At 51.2% G+C, this 26,557-nt stretch carries 24 protein-coding genes, 1 tRNA gene and 2 rRNA genes; 19 read left to right on the top strand and 8 right to left on the bottom strand.

The window, feature by feature from the left end:
* Window positions 1-2: 2 nt before the first annotated feature.
* From mreD to csrD, 4 genes are all read right to left on the bottom strand, one after another.
* The gene (mreD, locus tag B9P82_RS17830; protein WP_003025196.1) at window positions 3-491 is read right to left on the bottom strand and encodes a rod shape-determining protein MreD; all 489 of its coding nucleotides are present in this window, start codon (window positions 489-491) and stop codon (window positions 3-5) included.
* Window positions 492-1,514, bottom strand: coding sequence for a rod shape-determining protein MreC (mreC, locus tag B9P82_RS17825; protein ID WP_016154716.1), 1,023 nt, complete (start codon window positions 1,512-1,514; stop codon window positions 492-494).
* Between the two features lie 64 nt (window positions 1,515-1,578).
* Window positions 1,579-2,622, bottom strand: coding sequence for a rod shape-determining protein MreB (gene mreB / locus B9P82_RS17820; RefSeq protein ID WP_000913396.1), 1,044 nt, complete (start codon window positions 2,620-2,622; stop codon window positions 1,579-1,581).
* 306 nt (window positions 2,623-2,928) lie between these two features.
* Window positions 2,929-4,869, bottom strand: coding sequence for an RNase E specificity factor CsrD (gene csrD, locus B9P82_RS17810; protein ID WP_016154717.1), 1,941 nt, complete (start codon window positions 4,867-4,869; stop codon window positions 2,929-2,931).
* A gap of 225 nt (window positions 4,870-5,094) precedes the next feature.
* On the opposite strand from csrD, the gene B9P82_RS17805 reads away from it, so the two are divergent.
* The 12 genes from B9P82_RS17805 (at window position 5,095) to B9P82_RS17745 (ending at window position 15,569) form a co-directional block, all read left to right on the top strand.
* Entirely contained in the window at window positions 5,095-6,069 is a 975-nt protein-coding gene (locus B9P82_RS17805; protein WP_047358541.1) for an acrylyl-CoA reductase (NADPH), read from the top strand.
* A gap of 119 nt (window positions 6,070-6,188) precedes the next feature.
* A complete protein-coding gene (msrP, locus tag B9P82_RS17800; RefSeq protein ID WP_046275076.1) occupies window positions 6,189-7,193 on the top strand; it encodes a protein-methionine-sulfoxide reductase catalytic subunit MsrP in 1,005 nt (334 codons plus the stop codon).
* Window positions 7,194-7,793: a protein-methionine-sulfoxide reductase heme-binding subunit MsrQ gene (msrQ, locus tag B9P82_RS17795; RefSeq protein ID WP_101700711.1), complete on the top strand. Its 600-nt coding sequence runs from the start codon at window positions 7,194-7,196 to the stop codon at window positions 7,791-7,793.
* Window positions 7,794-8,185: 392 nt separating this feature from the next.
* A complete protein-coding gene (accB, locus tag B9P82_RS17785) occupies window positions 8,186-8,656 on the top strand; it encodes an acetyl-CoA carboxylase biotin carboxyl carrier protein (RefSeq protein WP_003025210.1) in 471 nt (156 codons plus the stop codon).
* Between the two features lie 10 nt (window positions 8,657-8,666).
* The gene (gene accC, locus B9P82_RS17780) at window positions 8,667-10,016 is read left to right on the top strand and encodes an acetyl-CoA carboxylase biotin carboxylase subunit (protein WP_003828838.1); all 1,350 of its coding nucleotides are present in this window, start codon (window positions 8,667-8,669) and stop codon (window positions 10,014-10,016) included.
* A gap of 107 nt (window positions 10,017-10,123) precedes the next feature.
* Entirely contained in the window at window positions 10,124-10,366 is a 243-nt protein-coding gene (locus tag B9P82_RS17775; protein ID WP_016154721.1) for a YhdT family protein, read from the top strand.
* Window positions 10,356-11,807 (top strand): sodium/pantothenate symporter, encoded by a 1,452-nt coding sequence (panF, locus tag B9P82_RS17770; protein ID WP_016157593.1) that lies wholly within the window; start codon window positions 10,356-10,358, stop codon window positions 11,805-11,807. Before B9P82_RS17775 ends, panF begins: the two co-directional genes overlap by 11 nt.
* Window positions 11,808-11,819: 12 nt before the next feature.
* A complete protein-coding gene (prmA, locus tag B9P82_RS17765) occupies window positions 11,820-12,701 on the top strand; it encodes a 50S ribosomal protein L11 methyltransferase (RefSeq protein WP_016154723.1) in 882 nt (293 codons plus the stop codon).
* 360 nt (window positions 12,702-13,061) lie between these two features.
* A complete protein-coding gene (gene dusB / locus B9P82_RS17760) occupies window positions 13,062-14,027 on the top strand; it encodes a tRNA dihydrouridine synthase DusB (protein WP_003025224.1) in 966 nt (321 codons plus the stop codon).
* 25 nt (window positions 14,028-14,052) lie between these two features.
* Window positions 14,053-14,349 (top strand): DNA-binding transcriptional regulator Fis, encoded by a 297-nt coding sequence (gene fis / locus B9P82_RS17755; RefSeq protein ID WP_000462905.1) that lies wholly within the window; start codon window positions 14,053-14,055, stop codon window positions 14,347-14,349.
* Window positions 14,350-14,437: 88 nt separating this feature from the next.
* Complete coding sequence (gene yhdJ / locus B9P82_RS17750) at window positions 14,438-15,322, top strand: adenine-specific DNA-methyltransferase (RefSeq protein WP_047413935.1); 885 nt, start codon at window positions 14,438-14,440, stop codon at window positions 15,320-15,322.
* An 82-nt stretch (window positions 15,323-15,404) separates the two neighbouring features.
* On the top strand, window positions 15,405-15,569 hold the full coding sequence (locus tag B9P82_RS17745; RefSeq protein WP_003025279.1) for a DUF2556 family protein: 165 nt from the start codon (window positions 15,405-15,407) through the stop codon (window positions 15,567-15,569).
* A 46-nt stretch (window positions 15,570-15,615) separates the two neighbouring features.
* Here B9P82_RS17745 and envR read toward each other — a convergent pair whose 3' ends face one another.
* The gene (gene envR, locus B9P82_RS17740) at window positions 15,616-16,272 is read right to left on the bottom strand and encodes an acrEF/envCD operon transcriptional regulator (protein WP_101700710.1); all 657 of its coding nucleotides are present in this window, start codon (window positions 16,270-16,272) and stop codon (window positions 15,616-15,618) included.
* Between the two features lie 413 nt (window positions 16,273-16,685).
* Here envR and B9P82_RS17735 point away from each other — a divergent pair, with 413 nt between their 5' ends.
* The 7 genes from B9P82_RS17735 (at window position 16,686) to B9P82_RS17705 (ending at window position 26,084) form a co-directional block, all read left to right on the top strand.
* Window positions 16,686-17,849 carry an efflux RND transporter periplasmic adaptor subunit gene (locus tag B9P82_RS17735; protein ID WP_047499795.1) on the top strand — a complete coding sequence of 388 codons (1,164 nt, stop codon included), beginning with the start codon at window positions 16,686-16,688 and terminating at the stop codon, window positions 17,847-17,849.
* 11 nt (window positions 17,850-17,860) lie between these two features.
* Window positions 17,861-20,974 carry an efflux RND transporter permease subunit gene (locus B9P82_RS17730; protein ID WP_016157598.1) on the top strand — a complete coding sequence of 1,038 codons (3,114 nt, stop codon included), beginning with the start codon at window positions 17,861-17,863 and terminating at the stop codon, window positions 20,972-20,974.
* Window positions 20,975-21,246: 272 nt separating this feature from the next.
* Window positions 21,247-21,468 carry a lipoprotein gene (locus tag B9P82_RS17725; protein WP_003025292.1) on the top strand — a complete coding sequence of 74 codons (222 nt, stop codon included), beginning with the start codon at window positions 21,247-21,249 and terminating at the stop codon, window positions 21,466-21,468.
* 460 nt (window positions 21,469-21,928) lie between these two features.
* A complete protein-coding gene (locus B9P82_RS17720) occupies window positions 21,929-22,954 on the top strand; it encodes an amino acid ABC transporter substrate-binding protein (RefSeq protein WP_003025295.1) in 1,026 nt (341 codons plus the stop codon).
* 69 nt (window positions 22,955-23,023) lie between these two features.
* On the top strand, window positions 23,024-24,205 hold the full coding sequence (locus B9P82_RS17715; RefSeq protein WP_101700709.1) for an amino acid ABC transporter permease: 1,182 nt from the start codon (window positions 23,024-23,026) through the stop codon (window positions 24,203-24,205).
* 9 nt (window positions 24,206-24,214) lie between these two features.
* The gene (locus B9P82_RS17710) at window positions 24,215-25,318 is read left to right on the top strand and encodes an amino acid ABC transporter permease (RefSeq protein WP_101700708.1); all 1,104 of its coding nucleotides are present in this window, start codon (window positions 24,215-24,217) and stop codon (window positions 25,316-25,318) included.
* A 7-nt stretch (window positions 25,319-25,325) separates the two neighbouring features.
* Window positions 25,326-26,084 (top strand): amino acid ABC transporter ATP-binding protein, encoded by a 759-nt coding sequence (locus B9P82_RS17705; RefSeq protein ID WP_016154732.1) that lies wholly within the window; start codon window positions 25,326-25,328, stop codon window positions 26,082-26,084.
* A gap of 84 nt (window positions 26,085-26,168) precedes the next feature.
* Here B9P82_RS17705 and rrf (B9P82_RS17700) read toward each other — a convergent pair.
* From rrf (B9P82_RS17700) to rrf (B9P82_RS17690), 3 genes are all read right to left on the bottom strand, one after another.
* Window positions 26,169-26,284, bottom strand: a 5S ribosomal RNA gene (gene rrf / locus B9P82_RS17700).
* Between the two features lie 38 nt (window positions 26,285-26,322).
* Window positions 26,323-26,398, bottom strand: a tRNA-Thr gene (locus tag B9P82_RS17695).
* A gap of 14 nt (window positions 26,399-26,412) precedes the next feature.
* Window positions 26,413-26,528: ribosomal RNA gene (gene rrf, locus B9P82_RS17690) — 5S ribosomal RNA — on the bottom strand.
* Window positions 26,529-26,557 lie beyond the last annotated feature (29 nt).

Raw genomic sequence — 26,557 nt, 5'->3', positions numbered from 1 at the left:
CCTTATTGCACCGCAAACTGCTGACGGACTTTACGCATCAGTAAGAATAGCCATGGCCAAAGCACACCATTCACTACACTACTCCAGAACACTTCGGGTCTGAAAGAGACATTGATCACTAAAAACTCGGCCCAGAAAACAATAATATCCACGACCAGTGATAACAACATGACCACCAGCGCCTGTTGCCAGAGCGCGAGGTTACGGAATAGCTGGAATTTCAGCGCGACCAGATAAGCAATGATACTCATCGACAATGCGCGCACGCCAAGCGTGGAGCCGCTGATGAGATCCAGTATGGCACCCACCACAAACCCCGTGCCCACATTTACGCGATGCGGCAGCGCCAGGATCCAGTACAACAAGATGAGCAGTACCCAGTTTGGCCGGAAAACCAGAATATCGTCCGGCCAGGGCATGACTTGCAGCAACAGTGCAATAAGGAACGAGAGCCAAATCACCCAACGTCCCTGGCTACGATAGCTTGCCACTTACTGTCCTCCCGGCTTACGCGGAGCAGGTTGTGGCGGCGTGGTACCCGCAGGCGCTGGAGTCACGCCTGTTGCGGGAGCTGGCACTGGCGCAGGCGGCCCCATGGCATCTGGTGCAGGCAGAACTTGCGGCATCATTTGCATCAGACGTTCATTGGCAACGCGGTGCACTTCCTCTGGCGTCATCGGATTTGCGCCGTTACGATCGGCGCCCCACAACAGCAGCAGATAACGCAGACGCTGCAGACCTGCGGTCGGGCGTGCCTGAATCACGGTATAAGCGCGCTGAGTGTCCAGCTTAACGGAAGAAACAACACCAACCGGATAGCCTTCAGGGAAACGTCCCCCCAGACCCGAGGTAACCAGCACATCGCCAACGCGAATGTCGGTGTTGGCCGGCAGGTGTTCGAGCTGAAGATCGTCGGTGCAGCCGTTACCGGCAGCGATCACGCGGATATCGTTACGCAGTACCTGAATGGGCAGAGCATGCGTCGCATCGCAAATCAGCAGCACGCGGCTGGTCAGTTTAGCCACCGCTACGACCTGACCCACAACGCCTTTGTCGCTAATAACCGGTTGACCTTCGTAGACACCGTTAACGCTCCCTTTGTCGATCACCACCTGATCGCTGTAAGGGTCATTAACCGTTGAGATGACCTGCGTCACCATCTTTTGTTCGTCCTGACGCAGCGGCGATCCCAGCAGCTCACGCAAACGCGCGTTCTCCTGTTTATATTGCCCCAGCATCAGCAGCTCGCTGTTTTTCAGCAGCAGTTCCTGACGCAACGCCCGATTTTCAAGTTCGAGTTGGTCACGCGAAGCCAGCGTTTGCGAAACGCCGTCGAGTAATTCACGAGGACCATTTGAGATAAAGTAGAAAGGACTGACGGCGGTATCCATGTACGTTCGTATTTGACTAAACGTACCCAGGCGGCTGTCGGCAATAATAACGCCGAGCGCCACCAGCACCGCCAGAATAAGGCGAATCTGTAGCGACGGGCCACGGCTAAAAATTGGCTTCATAGTCTATGCGTATTCTCGTATCAGAGCGGAAGGGCAACCCGCGGGCTACCCTACCTGCATCCGATTACTCTTCGCTGAACAGGTCGCCGCCGTGCATATCGATCATTTCCAGCGCCTTGCCGCCACCGCGCGCCACGCAGGTCAGCGGATCTTCAGCAACAACAACTGGAATACCGGTTTCTTCCATTAACAAACGGTCAAGGTTACGCAGCAGAGCACCGCCACCGGTCAGTACCATGCCGCGTTCGGAGATGTCAGACGCCAGTTCTGGCGGACACTGTTCCAGTGCAACCATCACCGCACTCACGATACCGGTCAGCGGTTCCTGCAGGGCTTCCAGAATCTCGTTGGAGTTCAGGGTAAAGCCGCGTGGAACACCTTCTGCCAGGTTACGCCCGCGAACTTCGATCTCGCGCACTTCGTCGCCCGGATAAGCGGAACCGATTTCGTGTTTAATACGTTCTGCGGTGGCTTCACCGATCAGAGAACCGTAGTTACGACGAACATAATTAATGATGGCTTCGTCGAAGCGGTCGCCGCCAATACGTACAGAAGAGGAGTAAACCACGCCGTTCAGGGAGATAACCGCAACTTCAGTTGTACCACCACCGATATCCACAACCATAGAACCGGTTGCTTCAGAAACTGGCAGACCCGCCCCGATCGCAGCCGCCATCGGCTCTTCGATCAGGAATACTTCACGGGCACCTGCGCCCTGGGCGGATTCACGGATCGCGCGGCGTTCAACCTGAGTTGCTCCAACCGGTACACATACCAGTACGCGCGGGCTTGGGCGCATGAAGCTATTGCTGTGCACTTGTTTGATAAAGTGCTGGAGCATTTTTTCAGTCACGAAGAAGTCAGCGATAACGCCGTCTTTCATTGGGCGAATGGCAGCGATATTGCCCGGTGTACGACCCAGCATCTGCTTCGCGTCATGGCCCACTGCGGCTACGCTTTTTGGCGAGCCGGCACGATCCTGACGAATGGCCACAACAGAAGGCTCATTCAATACGATGCCTTGTCCTTTTACATAAATAAGGGTATTCGCGGTACCCAGGTCAATGGACAGGTCATTGGAAAACATGCCACGAAATTTTTTCAACATACTAAGGGATAATCCTGAAAGCTGGGGCGGAAAACAAAATCCGCTTACTTTACCAACCACACGCAGCAGCGACAAGGCGCAAAAATCATCTGCTACGGTGAAAATTAGTGCAGTTCGTTTCCTTTGTTACAAAATCGGCCTGAGTCCATCAGGGCTGAATAAATCAGCAGCACTCCTCGCTTTTGTTTGCAACCTGTCAAAGGTCATTCACCTGCATGTTTGCTGTTACAACCTGGCGAGCAGACAAGCACACCCCCAGAAGGCACAGCGCGCGTTATTCTACGTGAAAACGAATTAAACGGCAGGTTAAACCGAGTATCTTTGCGAATATTTTTTCACGTTAGTGTCAAGTGGCTGTGATGCGGCAAAAAAATCCCCTTGCCCACCCGCAACTCCGCGTTCCGTCAGCGTATGCCACTCGCTACGCGAACGAACGCCCGTGGCGTAAACCTGCGTTGGTGTTCCAGAACAAGCCTCCACCAGGCTTTGCACCAGGAGCTGGTTTTCGGTTCGCTTATCAATATTCCTCACCAGGCTTGGATGCAGCTTCAATAACTCAACGTTAAGCTCTTTGATCCAACTGGTGCTCACCAGCGTTAAACCCGCCTGCGTAACGGCAATTCGCACACCCAGCGCATTCATCAATCTGATGACGGGCTGTAACCGGCTGATATGTTGACAGACATCTGCCTCAGCAAGTTCAATAATTATGCGTTTGCGTAATGATTTTTCGCACTGCATCAGCGTATCACGTAGCCAGCGCTGAAAACGTGGGCGAATTAGCGATTCAACCGTTGTCTGCATCGCCAGGTTTTCCTGCGGCCAATAGCCCAACAGTAAGATCAGACGGCTGATTTGCAGACGGTCATATTCTTCAGCCAGGCCAAACTGCAGGACCATCGGCATATATTCCGCCGAAATAACCTCTTCGCTGCCATCAAAAATACGGCACATCAGCTCCCGGTGGTGCACCCGACCTTCACGGGTTACCGCAGGCTTTTGATAAATTCTTGGTCCACCCCGGCTGAGCATCTGTTCGATCAGCGTTCGCCAGCGTACGTTACCCCGACCTTTTTCCGGTAGTGAGTCATCATAGACCGACCAGCTGTTCCCACCCTGCAATACCGAGTTCCGCGTGGCGGCTTCGGCGTGATCCATCACTTGTTCCGTCGACTGACCGCTGCGGCAAACACAAATGCCAATATGAACCATATCGGCACGGTCGATCATTTTATTAGCCGGAAGCGCATCTACCGCTTTTAATAATTGCCCGGCAATACTTTCCGCCTCTTTCAGCGTGCGGTGTGGCAACAGGATGGCAAAATCGCTACGGTGGTAGCGCGCCAGCAACGCGCCCGGATAGCGCGTCATAAAAGTCGACAACAAATTGATTAGCGTTGAAATTTGTTCTTCAGCAAGGGTAATTCCCCAGCTATCGCGCAGCAGCGTAAAGTCCGGCAGGCGTACCATCATCACGACGCCATGCGATCCCACTTTTTCCTGATCTTCCAGCAGCGTTGCCAGTTGGTTATCAAAGAACAGGCGGTTGCTTAGCCCGGTTTTTGTATCCTGCGCCACATAGGAACGAATCAGCGTATCCAGTCGGCTACGTTGCTCGCGGGCACTTTGAATTTCGGTCAGCAGCATATCGAGCGCGCTACTGGTACGCGCAGGCCATTCATAAACAGTCCCCCGCACGTTCGGTCCACGTTCGCCGTTAAGAATGCGCGTTGAACGAATCTCCAGCAACTCTTGACCTGAAAGCTGACGCTGAAGCCAGCGCACAGACAAAAAGAGCATCAGTATAATGAAAGCAATCGCCAACGTGAGCGGTGCGGTAGTCATCAGCGAATGGAAATAGTTGCCCATTGGATCCTGATAAACCAGACGCAGCGACATGCCCGGGTGTTTGACCAACGGGACGGTGACATCACGATACAGATTGTTCGTCCCCGCCGGGCGGTAGCTGCTGGTTCGGGAGTGGTCATACACCACGTGTTCGCCCTGTAGCAGTTCGACGCGCACGATATCAACCGAAACCATCAGTTCATCGATTTGCGGGGTTAGCGCAACGACATCGCGGGAGACAAGGTGCGTATCAATCGCCGTCGCCACCGCCTGAACACGGGTGGTGAACTTATATTGAATCGCGTTATAGAAACTCAGCGAGCAGCCGATCAGAGTTACGAAGATCGTTAACCCTGTAAGCAGCGTCACAAAAGCTGAAAATTTCGTCGTTAATCGCATCCTTGTGTTAACTCCGACAGTTATGAAACAGGCATGAAAGTGATAAAGCGGCGCGAAAATGCAAAACTGAACGCAAAATCCGTCCATTTATACAAACAGTGTGGGCATACTACCAAATTAGGTATATCTGGCAATTTATTGCGCGGAATCGGCATCATGTTTTGATTAGCGAGTATAGTCTTCATTAATAATTTTCCAATCCACTATACGAATTGAGGACAGGTTATGCAGGCTTTGATCTTAGAACAGCAGGACGGAAAAACCCTCGCATCCGTTCAACCCCTCGACGAAAATCAGCTACCGGAAGGCGATGTGACGGTGGATGTCCACTGGTCAAGCCTGAACTATAAAGACGCCCTGGCTATCACCGGCAAGGGTAAAATCATTCGCAATTTTCCGATGATTCCTGGTATCGATTTCGCCGGTACCGTGCGCGCAAGCGAAGATCCCCGTTTTCATGCAGGTCAGGAAGTTTTACTGACCGGCTGGGGCGTGGGTGAAAATCATTGGGGTGGACTGGCCGAACGCGCACGCGTGAAAGGCGACTGGCTGGTTGCGCTGCCACAAGGGCTGGACGGACGTAAAGCCATGGTCATCGGTACCGCTGGCTTTACCGCCATGCTGTGCGTCATGGCGCTTGAAGATGCAGGTATTCGCCCGCAAGACGGTGAAATTGTCGTCACCGGCGCCAGCGGCGGCGTGGGCAGCACGGCCGTGGCATTACTGCATAAGCTGGGTTATCAGGTTGCGGCGGTTTCGGGTCGCGAAAGCACTCACGACTACCTGAAGAGCCTGGGCGCTAACCGTATCCTTAGCCGCGATGAATTTGCTGAATCTCGCCCGTTGGAAAAACAGCTGTGGGCTGGTGCGGTTGATACCGTTGGCGACAAAGTTCTGGCAAAAGTCCTGGCACAGATGAACTACGGTGGCTGCGTTGCCGCCTGCGGCCTGGCTGGCGGTTTCGCTCTGCCGACGACGGTGATGCCATTTATTCTGCGTAACGTTCGTTTGCAAGGGGTGGACTCGGTGATGACCCCGCCGGCACGCCGGGCAGAAGCCTGGGCGCGTCTGGTTAAGGATCTACCGGACTCTTTCTATGCTCAGGCCGCCACGGAGATTACGCTGGCGGATGCGCCGAAGTTTGCCGATGCCATCATCAATAACCAGGTGCAAGGTCGTACGCTGGTGAAGGTGAAGTAACAGGCTCTGGCGCAGAAATTTACACTTAATTAACGAAATTTCGCGGCATATCTACAGACTCCCTGCCATATTAACTACGCGTCCCCTGTCAGTTATGACGCGTAAGCCGGGAGTCTGTTATGAAGAAATTACGTCCATTTACAGAAGCCGACGTCACTGACGAGTCGGCTTTTTTTATGCAACGCCGCCAGGTACTGAAAGCATTAGGAATCAGCGCCGCCGCGTTGTCTTTCCCCCTCTCTGCGCAGGCTGACCTTCTTAGCTGGTTTAAGGGGAATGACCGCCCGCCCGCGCCCGCGGGTAAGCCGCTTGATTTCAGTAAACCCGCCGCCTGGCAAAATTCGCTTCCTTTAACGCCAGCGGATAAAGTTTCTGGCTACAACAACTTCTATGAGTTCGGTCTCGATAAAGCGGATCCGGCAGCCAATGCTGGCAGTCTGAAAACCGATCCGTGGACGTTAAAAATCAGTGGTGAGGTGGCAAAGCCACTCACCCTCGATCACGATGCGCTGACCGCCCGTTTCCCACTGGAAGAACGGATTTACCGGATGCGCTGTGTGGAAGCCTGGTCAATGGTCGTGCCGTGGATTGGTTTTCCGTTACATAAACTGCTGGCGCAGGTTGAACCCACCAGCAACGCAAAATATGTCGCCTTCGAAACGATCTACGCACCGGATGAAATGCCCGGACAAAAAGATCGCTTTATTGGCGGCGGGCTCAAGTATCCCTATATCGAAGGACTGCGTCTGGATGAAGCTATGCATCCACTCACTCTGCTTACCGTGGGGGTTTATGGAAAAGCTCTTCCCCCACAAAATGGCGCGCCCATTCGCTTAATTGTGCCGTGGAAATACGGATTTAAAGGCATTAAGTCGATCGTGAGTATTAAACTAACCCGCGAACGCCCCCCGACAACCTGGAATCTGGCCGCCCCCAATGAATATGGATTTTATGCCAACGTGAATCCGCATGTCGATCACCCGCGCTGGTCCCAGGCCACTGAGCGTTTTATTGGCGCAGGCGGTATTCTGGACGTTCAGCGCCAACCCACGCTGCTGTTTAACGGTTACGCCGACGAGGTCGCTTCGCTGTACCGTGGTCTTAACCTGCAGGAGAATTTTTGAGTGCGCCTGACTGCAAAGCACATTACCGGGCTGAAAGTTTGCCTGCACCTTGCCGGCTTTTTACCGTTTGTCTGGCTATTTTGGGCGGTGAATCACGGTAGTCTGAGCGCAGACCCGGTCAAAGATATCCAGCACTTTACCGGTAGGACAGCTCTGAAATTCTTGCTGGCGACCTTGCTGGTCTCTCCCCTCGCGCGCTACGCTAAACAGCCATTATTGATACGCACACGGCGCCTGTTAGGGCTATGGTGTTTCGCCTGGGCAACGTTGCATTTAACCAGCTACGCACTCCTGGAACTGGGCATTCATAATCTGGCGCTGTTAGGACGGGAATTAATCACGCGACCTTATTTGATGCTGGGCATTGCCAGTTGGGGCATATTATTCGCCCTCACGTTAACCTCCACCCAGTCGGCTCAGCGAAAACTGGGCAAAAATTGGCAGTATTTGCACAACTTCGTCTATTTTGTGGCGATCCTGGCACCCATACATTATCTGTGGTCGGTAAAAATTATCTCCCCTCAACCGATTATTTATGCAGCACTCGCTGTGGTGTTGTTAGCCTGCCGTTACAAGAAGTTTCGCCAGTGGTGGCGGTAGTTTCACGTTATGTGCAGTGCGTTACAAAATGTGGACGATCAGATTTTCTTTACATGTTAACGGTTGATTATCTTCCCTGATAAGACCAGTATTTAGCTGCCAATTGCTACGAAATAGTTATAATGTGCGACTTTGCTATCCCCGGTAGCGTTTTTAGAGCGCTGAAAGGGTGACATTCGCATGTTGAAGGTATATTTTGTCTTTTACCCGAAAATGGCAGAAGATAGCCGCACAATGACTAACAAGTCTGGCAATCTCACTTAATGGCAACCGCACCCAGTGCAATGCCTGAGATGCGTGGCATCTTGTCACTCACTGTTATAAAAATGCTATACAGACGGCGGTAAAACGCTTGTCACAATCTCACTAAACAAAGAGTACGGAACCCACTCATGGATATTCGTAAGATTAAAAAACTGATCGAGCTGGTTGAAGAATCAGGCATCTCCGAACTGGAAATTTCTGAAGGCGAAGAGTCTGTACGCATCAGCCGTGCGGCGCCAGCTGCAAGTTTTCCAATGATGCAACAGGCTTATGCTGCACCAGTGATGCAGCAGCCAGCTTTGTCTAACGCTGTCGCACAAACTGCCTCTCCAAGTATGGAAGCTCCGGCAGCAGCGGAAATCAGTGGTCACATCGTACGCTCCCCAATGGTTGGTACGTTCTACCGCACCCCGAGCCCAGATGCGAAAGCGTTCATCGAAATCGGCCAGAAAGTGAATGCGGGCGATACCCTGTGCATCGTTGAAGCCATGAAAATGATGAACCAGATCGAAGCCGACAAATCCGGTGTAGTGAAAGCGATTCTGGTAGAAAGCGGTCAACCGGTAGAATTTGACGAGCCGCTGGTCGTCATCGAATAACGAGGCGAACATGTTGGATAAAATTGTTATCGCCAACCGCGGTGAGATCGCCCTGCGTATTCTGCGTGCCTGTAAAGAGCTGGGCATCAAGACTGTCGCTGTGCATTCAAGCGCGGATCGCGATTTAAAACACGTATTGCTGGCGGATGAGACGGTCTGTATTGGCCCGGCTCCGTCCGTAAAAAGCTATCTGAACATCCCGGCTATCATTAGCGCTGCTGAAATCACCGGCGCAGTGGCAATTCACCCGGGCTATGGCTTCCTCTCAGAGAATGCCAACTTTGCTGAACAGGTAGAACGTTCCGGCTTTATCTTCATCGGCCCGAAAGCCGACACCATCCGCCTGATGGGCGACAAAGTGTCCGCAATTACCGCGATGAAGAAAGCTGGCGTACCAACAGTCCCAGGCTCTGACGGCCCGCTGGGCGACGACATGGACGCTAACCGCGCTCATGCGAAGCGCATCGGTTATCCAGTTATTATCAAAGCCTCCGGCGGCGGCGGCGGTCGCGGTATGCGCGTCGTGCGCAGCGATGCCGAACTGGCGCAATCCATCTCCATGACCAAAGCGGAAGCGAAAGCGGCTTTCAACAACGACATGGTTTACATGGAGAAGTACCTGGAAAACCCACGCCACATCGAAATTCAGGTGCTGGCGGACGGTCAGGGTAACGCGATTTATCTGGCAGAACGTGACTGCTCCATGCAGCGTCGTCACCAGAAAGTCGTCGAAGAAGCGCCAGCACCGGGCATTACTCCGGAACTGCGTCGCTACATCGGCGAGCGTTGCGCCAAAGCGTGCGTTGATATCGGCTATCGCGGTGCAGGTACTTTCGAGTTCCTGTTCGAAAACGGCGAGTTCTACTTCATTGAAATGAACACCCGTATTCAGGTTGAACACCCGGTAACCGAAATGATCACCGGCGTTGACCTGATCAAAGAGCAGCTGCGCATCGCTGCGGGACAACCGCTGTCCATCAAGCAGGATGAAGTTGTGGTTAAAGGCCATGCGGTAGAATGCCGTATCAACGCCGAAGACCCGAACACCTTCCTGCCAAGCCCGGGTAAAATCACGCGTTTCCACGCGCCAGGTGGCTTTGGTGTGCGCTGGGAGTCTCATATTTACGCAGGCTACACCGTACCTCCGTACTATGACTCAATGATCGGTAAGCTGATCTGCTATGGCGAAAACCGCGACGTAGCAATCGCCCGTATGAAAAACGCGTTGCAGGAACTGATCATCGACGGTATCAAAACCAACGTTGATCTGCAGATCCGCATCATGAATGACGAGCATTTCCAGCACGGTGGAACCAATATCCACTATCTGGAGAAAAAACTCGGACTTCAGGAAAAGTAAGCGTGCGTTAACTGAAAAGGCCGGAAATTCCGGCCTTTTGTTTTTCTCCCCTCCCGCACGTGCCATAAGGTACAATCCCCGCTTTCTTTATCCACAAGGGACAAAAAATGGACGCTCGTTTTGTTCAGGCCCATAAAGAGGCGCGCTGGGCGCTGTGGCTGACCCTTTTATATCTTGCCACATGGTTAGTGGCCGCTTACTTACCAGATTCCACGCTCGGTTTTACCGGCTTACCACACTGGTTCGAAATGGCCTGCCTGCTAACGCCGCTGGTTTTCATCGTGCTGTGCTGGGCGATGGTGAAGTTTATCTATCGCGACATTCCGTTGGAGGATGACGATGCAGCTTGAAGTTATTTTGCCGCTGGTCGCCTATCTGTTGGTGGTCTTCGGTCTTTCCGTTTACGCCATGCGTAAGAGATCGACCGGCACTTTCCTGAATGAATATTTCCTCGGCAGCCGCTCGATGGGCGGGGTCGTATTAGCCATGACGCTAACGGCAACCTACATTAGCGCCAGCTCGTTTATTGGCGGTCCTGGCGCCGCTTACAAATACGGGCTGGGATGGGTGCTGCTGGCGATGATCCAGTTGCCCGCCGTTTGGCTTTCTCTGGGGATTCTTGGTAAGAAATTCGCGATTCTGGCGCGCCGTTATAATGCCGTTACCCTCAACGATATGCTGTTTGCCCGCTACCAGAGTCGCCTGCTTGTGTGGCTGGCAAGCCTTAGCCTGCTGGTCGCGTTTGTCGGAGCAATGACCGTACAGTTTATTGGCGGCGCACGTTTGCTTGAAACCGCTGCGGGTATACCTTACGAAACCGGTTTGCTTATTTTTGGCGTCAGTATCGCATTGTATACGGCGTTCGGCGGTTTTCGCGCCAGCGTACTGAACGACACCATGCAGGGTATGGTGATGCTGATTGGTACTATTGTTCTGCTGGTCGGCGTCGTTCATGCTGCCGGTGGCCTCAGCAATGCGGTGGTAACCCTGCAAACTATCGACCCTAAACTGGTCTCGCCGCAAGGCGCGGATGACATTCTGTCACCCACGTTCATGACCTCATTCTGGGTACTGGTGTGCTTTGGCGTAATTGGGCTGCCGCATACAGCAGTACGCTGCATCTCTTATAAAGACAGCAAAGCTGTACACCGCGGCATTATCATCGGCACCATCGTAGTGGCGATCCTGATGTTTGGTATGCATCTGGCGGGTGCGTTGGGGCGTGCGGTGATCCCTGATCTGACAGTGCCGGATCTGGTTATCCCTACGCTAATGGTCAAAGTGTTGCCGCCGGTAGCTGCTGGGATCTTCCTCGCGGCCCCCATGGCCGCGATCATGTCGACGATCAATGCCCAATTGCTGCAAAGTTCCGCTACGATCATTAAGGATCTGTACCTGAACCTGCGTCCGGAACAGCTGAAAAACGAAACCCGGCTGAAGCGCATGTCGGCAGTGATTACCCTGTTGCTCGGCGCGTTACTGCTACTGGCCGCCTGGAAACCACCAGAGATGATTATCTGGCTTAACCTGCTGGCGTTTGGCGGGCTGGAAGCCGTCTTCCTGTGGCCGTTGGTACTGGGCCTGTACTGGGAGCGTGCAAACGCGGCGGGCGCTTTGAGCGCGATGATTATCGGCGGCGTTCTTTATGCCGTACTCGCTACATTTAACATTCAGTACCTGGGTTTCCACCCGATTGTGCCCTCGTTACTGATAAGCTTGCTGGCTTTCCTGATCGGCAACCGTTTCGGTTCTGCCGTCCCGCAAGCCGCCATATTGACTACTGATAAATAAAAGAGTTTTGCCATGCCATGGATCCAACTGAAACTGAACACGACCGGTGCCAACGCTGAAGAGTTGAGCGATGCGCTGATGGAAGCGGGCTCCGTTTCCATTACTTTCCAGGACACGCATGATACGCCGGTATTTGAGCCTCTGCCGGGCGAGACTCGCCTGTGGGGAGATACCGACGTTATCGGCTTGTTCGATGCAGAAACCGACATGAAAGAAGTGGTTGCCATCCTGGAGCAGCATCCGCTGCTGGGTGCAGGCTTCGCGCATAAAATCGAACAGCTCGAAGACAAAGACTGGGAACGCGAATGGATGGATAACTTCCACCCGATGCGCTTTGGTGAACGTTTGTGGATTTGCCCAAGCTGGCGCGATGTCCCGGATGAGAATGCCGTCAACGTGATGCTGGACCCGGGTCTGGCGTTTGGTACCGGCACTCACCCCACCACTTCCCTATGCCTGCAATGGCTGGACGGTCTCGATCTAAACGGCAAAACCGTCATCGACTTCGGCTGCGGCTCCGGCATTCTTGCCATTGCGGCACTGAAGCTGGGTGCGGCAAAAGCCATCGGCGTAGACATCGATCCGCAAGCAATTCAGGCCAGCCGTGATAACGCCCAGCGTAATGGCGTTTCTGAGCGTCTGGAGCTTTATCTGCCGAAAGACCAGCCAGAGGCGATGAAAGCCGACGTGGTGGTCGCAAACATCCTCGCAGGCCCATTACGTGAACTGGCACCGTTAATCAGCGTACTGCCCGTTGAGGGCGGTTTACTGGGTCTTTCTGGCATTCTTGCCAGCCAGGCGGAAAGCGTCTGTGAGGCCTATGCCGAACTCTTTACGCTCGATCCGGTTATCGAGAAAGAAGAGTGGTGCCGCATTACCGGTCAGAAAAAATAATCCCCTCTCGTTACCGTTGGTAACGCAATAATCGCTCTTTTTTTCGCAAAAGGATTTGCGGAAATGAGAGCGAGATCGCATTACAAAGCCACTATTTGCTCACAAAAACAGCTTTTTATCCTGATAACCTGAGGCTGGCCGTAATAAAAAAAGAGAAGTTTTCGGAATTTATAAACGGATGAAAAATTAGCACAACCACGTATCAAACTGATTATTAAAGATTTTAATTTGAAACTGTGTACTTAACCAGCAATTCATTGATCCACCTCAGTGGATTGGTCAAAGTTTGGCCTTTCATCTCGTGCGAAAAATGCGTAATATACGCCGCCTTGCAGTCACAGTATGGTCATTTCTTAACTCATGCGCATCGGACAATACCAGCTCAGAAATCGCCTGATCGCAGCACCTATGGCTGGCATCACTGACAGACCATTCAGGACGCTGTGCTATGAGATGGGAGCAGGATTGACGGTATCCGAGATGATGTCTTCTAACCCGCAGGTTTGGGAAAGTGACAAATCTCGTTTACGGATGGTGCACGTTGATGAGCCAGGAATTCGCACGGTGCAAATTGCCGGTAGCGACCCTGTTGAGATGGCCGATGCCGCACGTATTAACGTGGAAAGCGGCGCCCAGATTATTGATATCAATATGGGGTGTCCGGCTAAAAAAGTGAATCGCAAGCTCGCAGGTTCAGCCCTCTTGCAGTACCCGGATCTAGTGAAATCAATACTAACCGAGGTCGTCAATGCAGTGGACGTTCCTGTCACACTCAAGATTCGCACCGGCTGGGCTCCGGAACACCGTAACTGCGTAGAGATTGCCCAACTGGCTGAAGACTGTGGCATTCAGGCTCTGACCATTCATGGACGCACCCGCGCCTGTTTGTTCAATGGAGATGCTGAGTACGACAGTATTCGGGCAGTTAAGCAGAAAGTTTCCATTCCGATTATCGCGAATGGCGACATTACTGACCCGCATAAAGCCAGAGCTGTACTCGACTATACGGGGGCGGATGCCCTGATGATAGGACGTGCAGCTCAGGGAAGACCCTGGATCTTTCGGGAAATCCAGCATTATCTGGACACTGGGGAGCTGCTGCCCCCGCTGCCTCTGGCAGAGGTGAAGCGCTTGCTTTGTGCGCACGTTCGGGAACTGCACGACTTTTATGGTCAGGCAAAAGGGTACCGAATTGCGCGTAAACACGTATCCTGGTATCTCCAGGAACACGCTCCGGATGACCAGTTTCGGCGCACATTCAACGCCATTGAAGATTCCAGCGAACAGCTGGCGGCGTTGGAGGCATACTTCGAAAATTTTGCGTAAACAGAAATAAAGAGCTGACAGAACTATGTTCGAACAACGCGTAAATTCTGACGTACTGACCGTTTCTACCGTTAACTCTCAGGATCAGGTAACTCAAAAGCCCCTGCGTGACTCGGTTAAACAGGCACTGAAGAACTATTTTGCTCAATTGAATGGTCAGGATGTTAACGATCTCTATGAGCTGGTACTGGCTGAAGTAGAACAGCCCCTGTTGGACATGGTGATGCAATACACCCGCGGTAACCAGACCCGTGCTGCCCTGATGATGGGCATCAACCGTGGTACGCTGCGTAAAAAACTGAAAAAATACGGCATGAACTGATACTAATCAGCGAAATGTTTGTTTTAAAAGGCGCTACTCGGCATGGGGAAGCGCCTTTTTTATTAACGTCACACGGGAGGCTTTGGCGATGAACGCAAGATGTGAACCTGTCTATTTTGGCGATGAATCTAAAAAGATAATCCTGGGTGATGCTCTGACCGAACTGAAAAAGCTGCCGTCAGAAAGCGTCGATCTCATTTTCGCCGACCCACCTTATAACATCGGTAAAGACTTTGACGGGATGGTGGAATCCTGGGACGAAGAGGCATTTTTGGCATGGCTGTTTGAGTGCATTGACGAGTGCCATCGCATTCTCAAACCACACGGCACCATGTACATCATGAACAGTACGGAGAACATGCCGTACATCGATCTCAAATGCCGCCAGCTCTTTACCATCAAGAGCCGTATCGTGTGGTCATACGATAGCTCCGGGGTGCAGGCCAAAAATCACTTTGGTTCGATGTATGAACCGCTTCTGATGATGGTAAAAGATCAGAAAAACTACACGTTTAATCGTGATGATATTTTGGTTGAAGCCAAAACGGGCGCTAAACGTGCACTGATAGACTACAGAAAGAACCCGCCCCAACCTTACAACCAGAAAAAAGTACCAGGCAATGTCTGGGAGTTTCCACGCGTTCGTTATCTGATGGACGAATACGAAAATCACCCGACTCAAAAACCCAAAGCCCTCCTTGAACGCATCATTCTGGCTTCCTCCAGTCCAGATGACAGCGTGCTGGATCCGTTTGCCGGTAGCTTCACTACCGGTGCCACTGCCGTGGAATTAGGTCGCAAGTTTGTCGGGATTGAAATCAATGCCGAGTACGTAAAAATGGGGCTCAGAAGAATGAGCATTGGTTCGCATTTTTCAGAGAATGAACTTGCAAAGGTGAAAAAGCGGAAGACAAAAAATCTGTCTAAAAAGAGTCGATTAACAGCAAAGAGCGGCGATCTTTCAGCAAAGTAAAGGCATTGTAAGTCTGCTTTTCAGCTTGCAGATTTCGTGTATATTCCCTGCACGCTTGGGCATGAATACACAGGGTTTGGTAATGATTCGCAAGTATTGGTGGCTGGTTGTTTTTGCGGTCTTCGTTTTTCTCTTTGATGCGCTGCTCATTCAGTGGATAGAGCTGATGACAACGGAGCACGATAAGTGCCGGAATATGAATTCTGTAAACCCCCTCAAGCTGGTCAACTGCGTCGACCTCGAATAGCACGACGAAAAAAACGTCGACAGCCGTCAGGCCCTGGCGGCTAAAACTATCCTGGCTGATTTTCACTCTGCATTAATTGCATTACACAGCCGTCTGGGCTTAACATTTTTAATACGTTATCAACTAATACTGGCGCTTGCCCATACAAATCATAACTCACTGGATTCATTAACCAGTTTTTTATTATTCCGCTAAAGCTACCGTGCAGAATAATGATGATGACATCTAAATCCAGACTGGTGGCAATCAGATTTTCATCCACGCACTTTTGCAGTGAATCACGAATGCTTTGATGACTGAGACCTATTTTATCGCGAATGGTCTTTTCTGATATCATATCGTTATGAAATTCACATTTATGATATAAAATTTGCATTAATGCCTGCTGGCGAGGATTCTGTGCAATATATTGCAATCCCACCACAAACTTTTCACGCAGCCGCTGTAAAGGATTATCACCCCAACGACCAATAAGCTTATCCTGAATAAGATCGCGTAATGGAGGTTGTTGTAACCATAGCGCATTGAACAATTGCGTCTTATTTTCAAAATGCCAATAGAGCGCCCCCCGGGTCACGCTGGCGGCATCCGCAATGTCGTTTAACGTCGTATTGCTAACACCACGCACGGCAAACTGCATAATCGCTGTTTCTATCAGGTGCTGTCGTGTTTTGAGGGCATCAGCTTTCGTTTTTCTGGCCATGGTTTCGACTGTCTGAGGTAAGGTAGAGAATGATTAACTTTCTTATGTAATATTTGCTAAACGGAACAAATGTATCACTTAGCGTTTATTTAGACGAGTTCTAAAACAGTTAATTATGGATATTGCACACGAATAAACAAAACAAATAACAACCACCAATATATTCACCAACCAAATACTTATTTCAATATGTGTTTATGCGCATCATTGCATTACTATTAAAACCATAATGAAACAACCGAAGATAAATCCTTTTTTGTTTTTACGTGCCGTGTATCGCGCCCATAAATAAGTATTGCTTACATCGCAAGCTAATAATTTGTAGGATAGCCAACCATTATTTTCACTTGTGCGCGTTATCGCCTCTGCGTTACCCGGTTAATAACGAGCGTTCGTTTTTTTAAGGAATAGAAATGACGAAAAATGCCAGGTTTTCACTCCTGCCCTCATTCATCATCATGTCCGCTGTATTACTCGCCGGTTGTAACGATCAGGGAGAAACACAAGCTCACCCCGCAGAGCCGCAGGTGACTGTCCATGTCGTCGAAAAGGCGCCTTTAGCCGTGACGACCGAATTACCTGGGCGCACAACAGCATTTCGTATTGCTGAAGTCCGTCCTCAGGTCAGCGGGATTGTACTTAAACGGAATTTCACCGAGGGAAGCGATGTTGAAGCCGGTCAGTCGCTTTATCAGATCGATCCTGCGACTTACCAGGCCGACTACGACAGCGCCAAAGGCGAACTGGCAAAGAGTGAAGCGGCAGCAGCTATCGCACATTTAACGGTAAAACGTTATGTCCCGCTGGTTGGCACTAAGTACATCAGCCAGCAAGAGTACGATCAGGCCATTGCTGATGCTCGCCAGGCCGATGCCTCCGTTATCGCGGCAAAAGCGGCGGTCGAAAGCGCTCGTATCAACCTGGCCTACACCAAAGTGACATCGCCCATTAGCGGACGTATCGGTAAATCTAACGTCACCGAAGGCGCATTAGTCACGAATGGCCAGGCAACTGAACTTGCTACCGTGCAACAACTTGATCCTATTTACGTCGACGTAACACAGTCCAGTAATGACTTTATGCGCCTTAAACAGTCCGTTGAGCAAGGGAGCCTGCATAAAGACAGCGCCAGCAGTACCGTCGAACTGGTGATGGAAAATGGTCAGTCGTACCCGCTGAAAGGTGCGTTGCAGTTCTCTGATGTCACCGTTGATGAAAGTACCGGATCCATCACCCTCAGGGCCGTATTCCCTAACCCACAGCACACGCTGCTGCCGGGCATGTTTGTGCGTGCTCGTATTGATGAAGGCGTCCAGCCGAATGCCATTCTCGTTCCCCAACAAGGGGTAACACGTACGCCACGCGGCGATGCAACGGTGATGGTTGTCAATGACAAGAGTCAGGTCGAGGCTCGCACCGTCGTTGCTACACAGGCGATAGGTGATAAGTGGTTAATCAGCGAGGGCTTACAGCCTGGCGATAAGGTTATCGTCAGCGGATTGCAGAAAGCGCGTCCCGGCGTAAAGGTTAAAGCAACCACCGATACCGAAACTCCAGCCGCAAAAACTGCGCAATAAGGTAACCGGACATGGCTAACTTTTTTATCAATCGCCCTATTTTTGCCTGGGTTCTGGCCATCATTCTGATGATGGCAGGGGCTCTGGCAATCATGCAACTGCCCGTTGCACAGTATCCGACCATTGCACCTCCTGCGGTCGCTATTTCTGCCACCTACCCAGGTGCGGATGCGCAGACAGTACAAGACACGGTTACGCAGGTTATCGAACAGAATATGAACGGTATCGATAACCTGATGTATATGTCCTCCACCAGCGATTCCTCCGGGAGCGTCACCATTACTCTGACTTTTGAGTCGGGTACTGACCCGGATATCGCACAGGTCCAGGTGCAAAACAAATTACAGTTAGCGATGCCCTTACTGCCACAGGAAGTACAGCAGCAGGGGATCAGCGTCGAGAAATCCAGTAGCGGTTTCCTGATGGTGGCGGGTTTTGTCTCCGATAATAACAATCTGACGCAGGATGATATTTCCGACTATGTGGCGTCTAACGTTAAAGACGCAATAAGCCGAACAGCAGGTGTCGGCGATGTCCAGATGTTTGGTGCACAGTACGCAATGCGCATCTGGCTCGACAGCAACGCAATGAACAAATATCAGTTGACTCCGCTGGACGTTATCAATCAACTGAGAACGCAAAACAATCAGATTGCCGCAGGCCAACTGGGAGGCGCACCATCCGTCCAGGGTCAACAACTTAATGCCTCCATTATTGCTCAGACGCGCCTGAAAACGCCGGAAGAGTTTGGCCGCATAACGCTGAAGGTGGGCCAGGATGGCTCAATGGTTCACCTCAGAGATGTAGCCCGCATCGAACTCGGCGGCGAAAACTATAACATGGTGACGAAAATTAATGGTCAGCCTGCAACAGGCCTGGGCATTAAGCTGGCGACCGGTGCAAACGCGCTGGATACTGCCGCAGGCGTCAAAGCAAAGCTGGCTGAGTTACAACCTTTCTTCCCGCAAGGTTTGCAAGTGGTTTACCCCTATGACACTACACCATTTGTAAAAATCTCGATTAACGAGGTGGTGAAAACGCTGTTTGAAGCCATCATCCTCGTCTTCCTGGTGATGTACCTGTTCCTGCAAAATCTGCGCGCCACGCTGATTCCAACTATCGCAGTGCCTGTCGTGCTGTTGGGAACATTCGCGATCCTCGCCGCATTCGGATTCTCCATCAACACGCTAACGATGTTCGGAATGGTGCTGGCCATCGGCCTGCTGGTCGATGACGCCATCGTGGTAGTAGAAAACGTCGAACGCGTCATGGCGGAAGAGAAACTGCCGCCCAAAGAGGCGACGCAGAAATCCATGGTCCAGATCCAGGGCGCACTGGTCGGGATCGCGATGGTGCTCTCGGCGGTATTTATCCCCATGGCGTTCTTTGGCGGCTCGACCGGCGCCATTTACCGCCAGTTCTCTCTGACCATTGTTTCAGCGATGGCGCTTTCTGTTCTGGTCGCCCTCATTCTTACGCCAGCGCTTTGCGCAACGCTGCTAAAACCCGTTTCCGCCGGACATGTTGAAAAGAAAGGCGGTTTTTTCGGATGGTTTAACGCCCTGTTCGATAAAAGCGTCGGGCATTACAGCAATAGTATCAGCGGTATTCTGCGCAAAACCGGACGCTACTTGTTGCTATATGTTCTTATCGTCGGCGGAATGGCTGTTCTGTTTTTACGCCTCCCTACCTCCTTCTTGCCCGAAGAGGATCAGGGGGTCTTTATGACAATGGTGCAACTTCCTGCCGGTGCGACACAGACGCGCACACAGCAGGTGCTGGATCAGATTCAGAATTACTACCTGAACCAGGAAAAAGCGAACGTAAAATCGGTGTTCACCGTTAATGGCTTCAGCTTTAGCGGCCAGGGACAGAACTCCGGTATCGTCTTTATTAGCCTCAAACCATGGGAAGAGCGTTCGGGCGATGAAAACGGCGTGACGGCTATCGTCGAACGTGCGACCAGGGCGTTCAGCCAGATTAAAGATGGACTGGTGTTCCCGTTCAACATGCCTGCCATTCTTGAACTGGGTACCGCGACCGGCTTTGATTTTCAGTTAATTGATCAGGCTAACCTCGGTCATACAGAACTGACGAAAGCCCGGAACCAGTTGCTGGGTATGGTGAGAGAACATCCAGATTTGCTGGTGCGCGTGCGCCCTAACGGTCTGGAAGATACCCCACAATTTAAGCTGGATATTGATCAGGAAAAAGCCCAGGCGTTAGGCGTAAGTCTGTCGGATATAAACCAAACGATTTCCACGGCCCTTGGCGGCACCTATGTGAACGATTTTATCGATCATGGCCGAGTGAAAAAGGTATACGTTCAGGCTGACGCGCCGTTCCGTATGTTACCCAATGACATCAACAATCTCTACGTACGTAGTGGGAATGGTGAAATGGTGCCATTCTCTGCGTTCAGTTCGTCGCATTGGATTTATGGTTCACCCCGCCTGGAGCGTTACAACGGTATGCCATCAATGGAAATACTGGGAGAGGCCGCGCCGGGTCGAAGCACCGGTGAAGCCATGGCGCTCATGGAAAACCTGGCAGCACAGCTGCCAACCGGTATCGGCTATGACTGGACGGGGATGTCATATCAGGAACGGCTCTCCGGCAATCAGGCACCTGCGTTATACGCTATTTCGTTAATTGTCGTCTTCCTGTGTCTCGCCGCATTGTATGAGAGCTGGTCTATTCCATTTTCAGTCATGTTGGTTGTACCGCTCGGCGTGGTCGGTGCGCTTCTGGCGGCGTCCATACGCGGTCTGAATAACGACGTTTACTTCCAGGTAGGTCTGCTGACTACCATCGGTCTTTCCGCCAAAAACGCTATCCTTATCGTGGAGTTTGCCAAAGACCTGATGGATAAAGAAGGTAAAGGGTTGATTGAAGCCACACTGGAGGCGTCACGCATGCGTCTTCGTCCAATCCTGATGACATCCCTGGCGTTTATTCTGGGGGTTATGCCTCTGGTTATCAGCCACGGAGCGGGTAGCGGGGCACAGAATGCGGTCGGTACAGGCGTAATGGGAGGCATGCTGACCGCGACATTGTTGGCAATCTTCTTCGTCCCCGTCTTCTTCGTTGTCGTCAGACGGCGTTTTAGTCGGCGCAACGTTTAATTTGTAAAATAAAGGCGTCTTCGGACGCCTTTTTCACCTAAGATGCCCCTCTTTATTTATTAATAAGATAGCCATTTATTTCTAATAAACCCTTCCTGAAAAACTCGCCAGTCACCTTTCTTTTTATCCATTATTTTTACAATCCACATGAATTGAGATTATTCCTCATGTCAGTATTTTTTTAAGAAGTGGTAAAATAATCGCCGAGTTCGCAGATGGCTTAGCGTTTGTCTTTGCTCAATTAGCGAAACGCTTATTTTTGAGGTAACACCATGAAAAGATTAATATCCGTTGCATTGCTTACCGCATTCCTGGCCGGCTGTGCACACGATTCTCCTTGCGTACCTGTCTACGACGATCAGGGACGCCTGGTTCATACCAATACCTGTATGAAAGGCACCACGCAGGATAACTGGGAAACAGCCGGTGCCATCGCCGGTGGCGCAGCAGCCGTTGCCGGGCTGACGCTTGGGATAGTCGCCCTGACCAAATAAATCTTCTTAAAAGCGCGGTGGGTACCGCGCTTTTTGCAATAAGAATTAAATCTTCATATAAGACAAAACGTTGGTATATAGCACTCAACGTATAATAAAATTATTATAGATTTTCCTCACATATCCACGATTTGAAATTAGCATTTTTTCAGTTCTTCGTAACAGCGCGCTTTCTTTTCATTATTCTCACGTCATCAATATTAACGTACGAAATCGTTATCACGCGTCCGGTTTGATTTTTAAATTTTTTGCGCCGAAATGTGGCTTACGTTTCAATTTTGCACCACTTCAGGGCGCTGCATTTATTTTTTCCTGTCTACACTCTGGATATTGCGTCGAATAATCGTGCGCAAAAACCTGGCACTACCTTTGCTTAAAAGAGTATGGCCATAGCCACAGACAGGTAAAAGACGTTTTCAGAACGTTTCCATAACAATAATTCCTCCACACAGGATGCTCTATGAAAAAGATGATAATAGCCAGCCTGGCTGCGGCCGGCGTGCTGCTTGCGGTTGCAAATCAGGCACATGCCGGCGCAACACTTGATGCCGTAAAGAAAAAAGGTTTTGTGCAGTGTGGGATCAGTGACGGGTTGCCTGGCTTTTCTTATGCCGATGCAAGCGGTAAGTTCTCAGGTATTGATGTCGACGTATGTCGTGGCGTTGCCTCCGCCGTATTTGGCGATGATAGCAAAGTAAAATATACCCCGCTCACCGCCAAGGAACGCTTTACCGCACTACAATCAGGTGAAGTCGACATGCTCTCTCGTAATACCACCTGGACCTCCTCTCGTGACGCAGGAATGGGAATGTCTTTCACTGGCGTAACGTATTACGACGGCATTGGTTTTCTTACCCACAATAAAGCGGGTCTTAAGAGTGCTAAAGAGCTGGATGGCGCAACGGTTTGTATCCAGGCAGGAACAGATACCGAACTGAACGTGGCTGACTACTTTAAAGCCAACAACATGAAGTACACCCCTGTCACCTTTGACCGCTCGGATGAATCAGCTAAAGCTCTGGAATCTGGGCGCTGCGACACGCTGGCTTCCGACCAGTCTCAGTTGTACGCCCTGCGAATCAAGCTGAGTAATCCTGCGGAGTGGATTGTCCTGCCAGAAGTTATTTCTAAAGAACCGCTGGGACCTGTCGTACGTCGTGGGGACGATGAGTGGTTCTCCATTGTTCGCTGGACGCTGTTCGCCATGCTGAATGCGGAAGAAATGGGCGTTAACTCGAAAAACGTCGATGAAAAAGCGGCTAATCCTGCAACGCCGGATATGGCACACCTGTTAGGCAAAGAAGGGGATTATGGCAAGGATCTGAAGCTTGATAACAAATGGGCTTACAACATTATCAAGCAGGTAGGTAACTACTCGGAGATCTTTGAGCGTAACGTGGGATCGGAAAGCCCACTGAAGATCAAACGTGGACAGAACAACCTCTGGAATAACGGTGGCATTCAATATGCGCCGCCGGTGCGCTAATGCGTAGTGATGTAACGGGCGCCGCGACTGCGGCGCTCAGTCCAGAGTCATAGTTACCGAGGTTTTCTTATGTTCCATCGCCGCTCAATCGTAAAAGGATCGTTATCCTTTGCTAACCCTGCGGTCCGCGCCTGGTTATTTCAAATACTTGCCGTCATTGCGGTCATCTGCATTGCGGTCTATCTCATCCATAACACGATAAATAACCTGAACAATAGCGGTATTACCTCGGGATTCTCTTTTCTCGATCGCAGCGCCGGATTTGGTATTGTCCAGCATCTGATCGATTACGAGCAAGGCGATACGTATGGCCGTGTCTTTATCGTTGGCCTGCTCAATACGCTATTGGTTTCTGCACTGTGTATTGTTTTCGCATCAATTATTGGTTTCTTTCTCGGACTGGCACGCCTGTCAGATAACTGGTTATTACGAAAGCTCTCGACGATCTACATCGAAACGTTCCGCAATATACCGCCGCTGCTGCAGATCTTCTTTTGGTATTTCGCCGTATTACGTAACCTGCCCGGCCCACGTCAGGCCGTTAACGCGCTGGACTTGATGTTTCTGAGTAACCGGGGACTCTATATTCCGGCACCGCAAATAGGAGAAGGATTTTTTGCCTTTTGCGGCGCTGTAATTATCGCTATCGTCGTCACTATCGGGCTATTTCGCTACAACAGAATGCACCAGACTAAAACCGGTCAGCTACGCCGGACCTGGCCCACAGCTCTGGCGCTGATCGTGCTTTTACCGATGATCTCACAGTGGCTGTTTGGCGCAGCGCTTCACTGGGATATCCCCGCCCTTCGCGGTTTTAACTTCCGTGGCGGTATGGTGCTTATTCCCGAACTGGCTGCCCTGACGCTGGCGCTTTCAGTGTATACCTCGGCGTTTATTGCAGAAATTATTCGAGCGGGAATCCAGGCCGTTCCTTATGGCCAACATGAAGCAGCACGCTCGCTGGGTCTACCAAATCCGGTGACACTGCGCCAGGTGATCATCCCACAGGCGCTGCGCGTCATCATTCCCCCATTAACCAGCCAGTATCTGAATATCGTCAAAAACTCCTCACTTGCGGCCGCCATTGGCTATCCGGATATGGTTTCACTGTTTGCCGGCACGGTACTCAATCAAACAGGGCAAGCCATTGAAACCATTGCTATCACGATGTCGGTGTACCTGATCATCAGCCTGAGCATTTCTCTGCTGATGAATATTTATAACCGCCGTATTGCACTGATTGAGCGCTAAGGAGCCATGATGACAAAAGCACTGCTGTCTCACCCCTCGCGTCAGAACAGTAACCCGGCAAGCCGCAGTCTACTCTGGGTGCGTAAAAACCTGTTCTCCAGTTGGTCAAATAGCCTGCTCACGCTGCTGTGCATTTGGCTGATTTGGTCATTTCTTCCGCCACTGCTGAACTGGGTATTCTTTCAGGCCAACTGGGTCGGTTCAACCCGCGCAGACTGCACCAAAGCAGGGGCTTGCTGGGTGTTCATTCATGAACGCTTTGGGCAATTCATGTATGGACTTTATCCCCACGATCAGCGCTGGCGCGTAAATCTGGCCCTGATCATTGGCCTGGCCTCTATCGTCCCTATGTTCTGGAAATCTATTCCTCACCGTGGCCGCTATATCGCCGTCTGGGCCGTCGTTTATCCCGTGGTGGTCTGGTGGTTGATGTACGGTGGTTTTTTCGGACTTGAGCGCGTAGAAACCCGACAGTGGGGCGGATTAACACTGACGCTTATCATTGCATCCGTGGGGATTGCGGGCGCGCTTCCGTGGGGTATTTTACTGGCGCTTGGACGTCGGTCTCATATGCCAGTCGTGCGGATTTTATCCGTCATTTTCATTGAGTTCTGGCGCGGTGTGCCGTTGATTACCGTCCTTTTTATGTCCTCGGTCATGCTTCCTCTGTTTATGTCCGAAGGGACCAGTATCGACAAACTTATCCGGGCGCTGGTCGGCGTGATTCTTTTCCAGTCGGCGTATGTCGCAGAAGTGGTTCGCGGAGGGTTACAGGCCCTACCAAAAGGTCAGTATGAAGCCGCTGAATCACTGGCGTTAGGGTACTGGAAAATGCAAGGGCTGGTCATTCTTCCGCAAGCCCTCAAGCTGGTTATTCCGGGTCTGGTTAACACGATTATCGCCCTGTTTAAGGATACCAGTCTGGTCATCATCATCGGCCTGTTTGATCTCTTCAGTAGCGTGCAGCAGGCAACTGTGGACCCTGCATGGTTGGGTATGTCGACGGAAGGATATGTTTTCGCTGCACTGATTTACTGGATCTTCTGTTTTAGCATGTCGCGTTACAGCCAACATCTGGAAAAACGTTTTAACACCGGGCGTACACCGCACTGAGGAATTTATGAGCCAATTATTAATGCCGTCTACCGACGCGATGATTACGCTGGAAAACGTCAACAAATGGTACGGACAGTTTCACGTCCTGAAAAACATCAACCTGAAGGTAAAGCAGGGAGAACGCATCGTATTATGCGGACCTTCCGGTTCGGGTAAATCGACAACTATCCGCTGTATCAACCATCTGGAAGAGCATCAGCAAGGACGTATTGTGGTGGATGGGATCGAACTCAATGAAGATATCCGCAATATTGAGCGCGTCAGACAAGAAGTTGGCATGGTCTTTCAGCACTTTAATCTCTTTCCTCATTTGACGGTCCTGCAAAACTGCACGCTGGCACCGATCTGGGTGCAAAAGATGCCAAAAAAAGAGGCTGAAGCTCTGGCAATGCACTACCTTGAGCGAGTTCGCATTGCTGAACATGCGCATAAATATCCCGGGCAAATCTCTGGTGGGCAGCAACAGCGCGTAGCCATTGCACGCTCACTGTGCATGAAACCTAAAATCATGTTATTCGATGAACCCACATCAGCGTTGGATCCTGAAATGGTAAAAGAAGTGCTTGATACCATGATAGGTCTGGCACAATCAGGCATGACCATGCTGTGTGTTACCCATGAAATGGGCTTTGCCCGTACAGTGGCCGACCGGGTGATCTTTATGGATCTTGGCGAGATTGTTGAACAGGCAGCACCGGATGAGTTTTTTGCTCACCCCAAATCTGAACGCACTCGTGCGTTTTTGTCGCAGGTTATTCATTAAAGTCATGCGCCGGATACAGCCCGGCGTTTAACAGATAAAACAAAAGGCCCGGTCTTTCGACTGGGCCTTTTGTTTTTATTTGATGTCTGGCAGTTCCCTACTCTCGCATGGGGAGACCCCACACTACCATCGGCGCTACGGCGTTTCACTTCTGAGTTCGGCATGGGGTCAGGTGGGACCACCGCGCTACAGCCGCCAGACAAATTCTTTTCTAAGTGCCAAACTTTAACCGAAAAATTGGTGCTGATACCCAGAGTCGAACTGGGGACCTCACCCTTACCAAGGGTGCGCTCTACCAACTGAGCCATATCAGCACACTAAATTTGATGCCTGGCAGTTCCCTACTCTCGCATGGGGAGACCCCACACTACCATCGGCGCTACGGCGTTTCACTTCTGAGTTCGGCATGGGGTCAGGTGGGACCACCGCGCTACAGCCGCCAGGCAAATTCTGTCTATCAACACACCTCTCGG

Origin of the sequence: Citrobacter sp. L55 (assembly GCF_002850715.1) — a bacterium.
Lineage (GTDB): Bacteria > Pseudomonadota > Gammaproteobacteria > Enterobacterales > Enterobacteriaceae > Citrobacter > Citrobacter braakii.
The sequence above is the reverse complement of the archived record's forward strand: the minus strand, read 5'-3'. Positions and strand labels throughout refer to the sequence as shown.

Excerpts from the sequence above, each read along its gene's own strand:
- accB (WP_003025210.1), top strand. The coding sequence starts at position 8,186 with ATGGATATTCGTAAGATTAAAAAACTGATCGAGCTGGTTGAAGAATCA.
- yhdJ (WP_047413935.1), top strand. The coding sequence starts at position 14,438 with ATGAACGCAAGATGTGAACCTGTCTATTTTGGCGATGAATCTAAAAAG.
- panF (WP_016157593.1), top strand. The coding sequence starts at position 10,356 with ATGCAGCTTGAAGTTATTTTGCCGCTGGTCGCCTATCTGTTGGTGGTC.
- B9P82_RS17735 (WP_047499795.1), top strand. The coding sequence starts at position 16,686 with ATGACGAAAAATGCCAGGTTTTCACTCCTGCCCTCATTCATCATCATG.
- B9P82_RS17725 (WP_003025292.1), top strand. The coding sequence starts at position 21,247 with ATGAAAAGATTAATATCCGTTGCATTGCTTACCGCATTCCTGGCCGGC.
- msrP (WP_046275076.1), top strand. The coding sequence starts at position 6,189 with ATGAAGAAATTACGTCCATTTACAGAAGCCGACGTCACTGACGAGTCG.
- B9P82_RS17805 (WP_047358541.1), top strand. The coding sequence starts at position 5,095 with ATGCAGGCTTTGATCTTAGAACAGCAGGACGGAAAAACCCTCGCATCC.
- B9P82_RS17720 (WP_003025295.1), top strand. The coding sequence starts at position 21,929 with ATGAAAAAGATGATAATAGCCAGCCTGGCTGCGGCCGGCGTGCTGCTT.
- prmA (WP_016154723.1), top strand. The coding sequence starts at position 11,820 with ATGCCATGGATCCAACTGAAACTGAACACGACCGGTGCCAACGCTGAA.
- mreC (WP_016154716.1), bottom strand. The coding sequence starts at position 1,514 with ATGAAGCCAATTTTTAGCCGTGGCCCGTCGCTACAGATTCGCCTTATT.
- B9P82_RS17710 (WP_101700708.1), top strand. The coding sequence starts at position 24,215 with ATGACAAAAGCACTGCTGTCTCACCCCTCGCGTCAGAACAGTAACCCG.
- csrD (WP_016154717.1), bottom strand. The coding sequence starts at position 4,869 with ATGCGATTAACGACGAAATTTTCAGCTTTTGTGACGCTGCTTACAGGG.
- envR (WP_101700710.1), bottom strand. The coding sequence starts at position 16,272 with ATGGCCAGAAAAACGAAAGCTGATGCCCTCAAAACACGACAGCACCTG.
- B9P82_RS17745 (WP_003025279.1), top strand. The coding sequence starts at position 15,405 with ATGATTCGCAAGTATTGGTGGCTGGTTGTTTTTGCGGTCTTCGTTTTT.
- B9P82_RS17705 (WP_016154732.1), top strand. The coding sequence starts at position 25,326 with ATGAGCCAATTATTAATGCCGTCTACCGACGCGATGATTACGCTGGAA.
- dusB (WP_003025224.1), top strand. The coding sequence starts at position 13,062 with ATGCGCATCGGACAATACCAGCTCAGAAATCGCCTGATCGCAGCACCT.
- mreB (WP_000913396.1), bottom strand. The coding sequence starts at position 2,622 with ATGTTGAAAAAATTTCGTGGCATGTTTTCCAATGACCTGTCCATTGAC.
- fis (WP_000462905.1), top strand. The coding sequence starts at position 14,053 with ATGTTCGAACAACGCGTAAATTCTGACGTACTGACCGTTTCTACCGTT.
- B9P82_RS17775 (WP_016154721.1), top strand. The coding sequence starts at position 10,124 with ATGGACGCTCGTTTTGTTCAGGCCCATAAAGAGGCGCGCTGGGCGCTG.
- B9P82_RS17730 (WP_016157598.1), top strand. The coding sequence starts at position 17,861 with ATGGCTAACTTTTTTATCAATCGCCCTATTTTTGCCTGGGTTCTGGCC.
- B9P82_RS17715 (WP_101700709.1), top strand. The coding sequence starts at position 23,024 with ATGTTCCATCGCCGCTCAATCGTAAAAGGATCGTTATCCTTTGCTAAC.
- accC (WP_003828838.1), top strand. The coding sequence starts at position 8,667 with ATGTTGGATAAAATTGTTATCGCCAACCGCGGTGAGATCGCCCTGCGT.